Raw genomic sequence first — 4,186 nt, forward strand, 5'->3', positions numbered from 1 at the left:
GAATCTTCAAGTCCGCCTCCCATTCCTCGAGATCGGGATAGTATGCCGTGACGACGCGCACATTGTGTCCCGGCACATCGACTCCGAACAGGACATGAAAGCCGACGGACTCCCGCCGCCCGAGCAAGAGATAGCTCGGAAAGTATTTGTCCTCCGGGTACTCCTCCACAACTCACTCTCGTAGCTCGCGGACGCAGCGACGATGGTGTCTCGCACAATGAATCGCTGTCCGAGACGCATGTTGAGGTGGTACGTCCACAGAATGTGCCCCTCGCGCAGACACGCGCGGATGAAAGCAAGTGGATCGCCGGGCAGAACTCTCTCTGTCACACCTCATGCATAGCCTGACGTCGCCCGGAGGTCTACGGCGTGGCGCTCAAACGCGGCCCGCTTTCGGCCGTCGCTTGGAGTGCCGTGTTAGTCCGTCTATTCCGGACGCACCTTGAGAACAAGGTCTACCTCGTTATCATTTGTCGCCAGATCAATCATTGTATGCGTCGGCGTGACATGGCTCGTTGCAGGAGGAACATAGGCCGCGAGACGCTGGTCGAGGCTCTCGTATAGCGCCTCTTCGGATGGCAAGATCGGTCAGCCGCTATTTAGCCTCGCGGATCTCAATTCGAATATCCTCCGGCAACTCGAAGTCGGCAAGATGATCAGAATCCAGCACCCCCGAAAAACCACACTGACGACACGCGAATGCCTGTCCAAAGTCCGAGCTCGCGGCAGCGAACAGGAATCCGCATCTTGGGCAATGACAGTTCATCCACAGGCGTCCGAAACCGGGCTAACGAGCTTGTAGGAAAACCCCGAAAACGTACCTCTGCCGAATTTCACGCGAAGCCGCGATTTGTCCCCGCCACGTTTTCTGATGACCCCCGCACGCTCGGAGAGCCTCTCTCGCAACACTTTCAGGGATTTTCGACCGAATCGTCAAGTTTCGCCCCTCGGAGGTTCACATCGAAATTTTGGATGCTCGCGACGTACTCGTGGGTTTCTTCTACAGCCTCAACGGCGTGCGCGTGAGCCGCCGACCCCCGGACGCTTGCGAATGGCACACAATGTCATGCCGGTCGGCTCGACGCGCTGGTTAACCCCTGGCCTGCGGAAGCGCGGAGATGACCGACCGCAGCAGAGTGTTGACGGACTCTGATGACTGAAACACCGACGCGACATCAGGGTCGAGGACGACGGCAACGGTCTTGCCTTTCATGAGCGGCGCAAATCGATTTGGTCGCGCCTTGCGATAGTCGAAGCGGTACTCGCGCCGCATCTCTCTGTGTGTCGGAGGTGCTTTCCTACGGCTGGATGTTTTCTTCATAGTCTTTCCGCTCTTGCTTCGTTGCCTTACGAGCGCTGAAGATGCGAGTCGACCCCTGCTGAGCCGCGAAGCAGACCAGCAGGGGGAGTCGATGATTCGCAGAATGCCCGATGATGATCTCGCGGTGTTCCTCGCTCGAGTGGTCCTCGTCGTCGAAGATCCTGGCCAAGGGATCCGCGAACACGGTGAGCGCCTCCTCGAACGCCACCCCGTGCTTGGAGAGATTCGCAGCTGCTTTCTTGGGGTTCCATTCGAATTTCACACCGCGCCACCTGACGGAAGCTAGCACAATTCGCCGAAGGTCCCGATACCCGGCACCCGGCACCCGTGGTACACACATGGACCACTTTCGACGCGACCGGCTGGGACGTCCACTTTGCTCCTAGCGCGGCGCTTGCCGGTTACGCCGGGGCCTCTTTCTCGATCACAAACGCCAACTCGCTCACGCTGGATAAGGGTTCGGTGTTGAACATCCCAGCGACCTCCTCCAGTCGCATCACGATCGCTAGCGTAGGGCCGTGCACGCTCAACGGGAAGATTCAGGTAAACGAGCGCTTGGCGGATGCGGGGAAGGTGCTCGTGCAGTGCGCCGGCATCAGCCTGGGTGCCTCGGCTGCCATTGAGGCGAGTGGCGCAGGCGGCGGGCAGCAGGGGCCTGGCGGTGCTATCGATCTCGAAGGTGGCAGCGGAGACGTCATCGCTGCACGCGGCGCGAAGCTCACCGCAAAAGGGGGCGGTGAGGTGGACATTGACGTCTTAGGGGGCACCGGCAATTGCGTTCTTGGGGCGACGGTGAACACCGCTGGTCCGTCTGGAGCCGGACTCGTCGACATCAAATGCGGCGGAAACATTACCATCAGTGACAAGGCGTCCATCATCGTCGGGAATGTCCCGTTCGGTGGTGGCGGTCAGTTCTCCGTGTCGACGTCGTCCGGAACGGTACAGATCGGGGTTGCCACGATCCAGACCGATGGGATCGGCAGTCTTGTCGGCATCGAGGCCGGGGGACCCGTGACGCTTAAGAAAGGGGCGACGATCACGGCCAGCTCCAAGGGTGCTGATGGCGGCGAGGTGGACATTTCCAGCGCCGGCGATGTCTGCGACATCGGTGGGAAGATCACCGCCGACGCGGCCGCCGATCGGTCCGCAGGCATTGGCGGCGCGGGTGGGACGATATCCCTGCAGTGTTCTGGCGTGACTCTGGAGGCCTCAAGTACGCTCGAAGCGAAGGGGGCGTCGTTCAACGATACGCTCAACGGACCGGATGGAACGGGGGCCGGTGGTGAAATCGGCCTCGAAGGGAACAGCGGAGCGATTACCGCCGCGAAGTGGGCGAAGATCAACGTCAAGGGTAGCGGCAGCAATGGGGGCACTGTACGGCTGCGGACTAATGGCGACTGCACGCTGGGCGCGACGGTGCAAGCCGACGCGAGTCGACTCGGCGCGATCGGTGGCGATGGCGGGTCGGTCGACATCGCATGCGGTGGAAACTTGATCCTGACGAAAGACGCAAATGTCGTTGCTGCCAGCCAGAAGAGCGCGTCGGCTGGCACCGTCAACCTGACCAATTTCGGCCACTGCTCGATCATCACCGACACCACCTGCACATTCGACAGCGATTGCCCGACATCCGAGAGCTGCAACATTACGCCGGTGCAGCGCTGCTCGCTGAGCCAGGGCACTGCCTGTACGCAGAACAGTAATTGGCCGCAAGGTGAAATCTGCGTGCAGATGCAGCTCGATCAGGCAGTGATTCAAAACGACGGCGTCAATAATGATTACCCCACGGAGACGGTGGTTGTAGCGACCCGGGGGGCGGCAGAGATCAATGGGAAGATCACGTCCAACAGTAACATTGGGCCTGCTGGGGGCGTGATTCGGATTAGCCCGGTCGGGCTCACTATGGGACCCAAGGCCAACGTGCAGGCCAACGTGCCGGGGAATCACGGTGGGTGGGTTGTTATCAACACGGTACCCGGCGACTTCGACCTCGCTGGGCCGATCACCGCGACAGCGCCGACGGCACATGGCATCGGCGGGACGGGTGGTCACATTCAGGTGGATGCCTGTGCGCTCACCGTCGAGGCCAAAGGCCTCGTCAGCACCGATGGCACAACCGGCGGCGAAAACGACTTGGTTGGTCACAAGAACCTTACTGTCAAGGGCAAGGTGTCCGGGCTCACCGGTGGTGTAAACAGCCTCGTTTATGGTCAGGCGTACTCGCTCGCCAGTACCGCCAAGGTAAAACCGTCAGCTTCTCCGGTGCAACAGAGGTTTACGGACTGCCCGTAGTGTGTTGACCCGCGAGCTCGGGCGGGTCAACGCATGAAGTGGACCTTCGCCATCAGAGTCGGTCCGCCGGTTCACCGACCCCGTTGTGCAAGCCTTGCAACCGCACTGTGCAGCCTTCCCGAACCCGGTACAGGGCCTGCAATGGCGGCTTTCGGCGTGTCGGACGGCTCGGCAGGTCCTGTAATGGCGAAAAACACGATGTGCGGAGCCTCTGCAGGCCCTGCAAAGAAGTCGGCCTCCGGTAAAGGCGGCGTTGACGTCTCGAACCGCAGCTGCCAAAGGTCGAAGTGATGAACGATCCGCATCGCGAGCATGTCGTGGCGGCGTACTACGATCGACTGGCGCGGGTATACGGCGATGGCGAGTACTTCCGGGCGCGGCGCGCGGCCGTGCTCACTGCTATCGCCGCCCGGTGAAGAAGAAATGCGGCACAAGGTGGAGCGCGACGTCAAGAAGTTGGAAGGGGCCCGGTCCGCCCGGGTCCGCGACCAACGATTCGGCTGACCTGCATTCCGCTCGGACTTCGAGCTCCCCGATATTGGCTTAGCGTTGCCGCTTGGGCGTCCGCGTTGG

Annotated in this window: 3 protein-coding genes; 2 read left to right on the forward strand and 1 reads right to left on the reverse strand. The window is 61.1% G+C overall.

Going from position 1 to position 4,186, the window contains the following annotated elements:
- Nucleotides 1–1,298: 1,298 nt before the first annotated feature.
- Nucleotides 1,299–1,583: a BrnT family toxin gene (locus VF515_03580; GenBank protein ID HEX7406714.1), complete on the reverse strand. Its 285-nt coding sequence runs from the start codon at nucleotides 1,581–1,583 to the stop codon at nucleotides 1,299–1,301.
- A 65-nt stretch (nucleotides 1,584–1,648) separates the two neighbouring features.
- On the opposite strand from VF515_03580, the gene VF515_03585 reads away from it, so the two are divergent.
- Nucleotides 1,649–3,613 (forward strand): hypothetical protein, encoded by a 1,965-nt coding sequence (locus tag VF515_03585; protein HEX7406715.1) that lies wholly within the window; start codon nucleotides 1,649–1,651, stop codon nucleotides 3,611–3,613.
- Between the two features lie 290 nt (nucleotides 3,614–3,903).
- Entirely contained in the window at nucleotides 3,904–4,029 is a 126-nt protein-coding gene (locus tag VF515_03590; GenBank protein ID HEX7406716.1) for a hypothetical protein, read from the forward strand.
- Nucleotides 4,030–4,186: the final 157 nt, after the last annotated feature.

This window comes from Candidatus Binatia bacterium (assembly GCA_036382395.1).
Lineage (GTDB): Bacteria > Desulfobacterota > Binatia > HRBIN30 > HRBIN30 > JAGDMS01.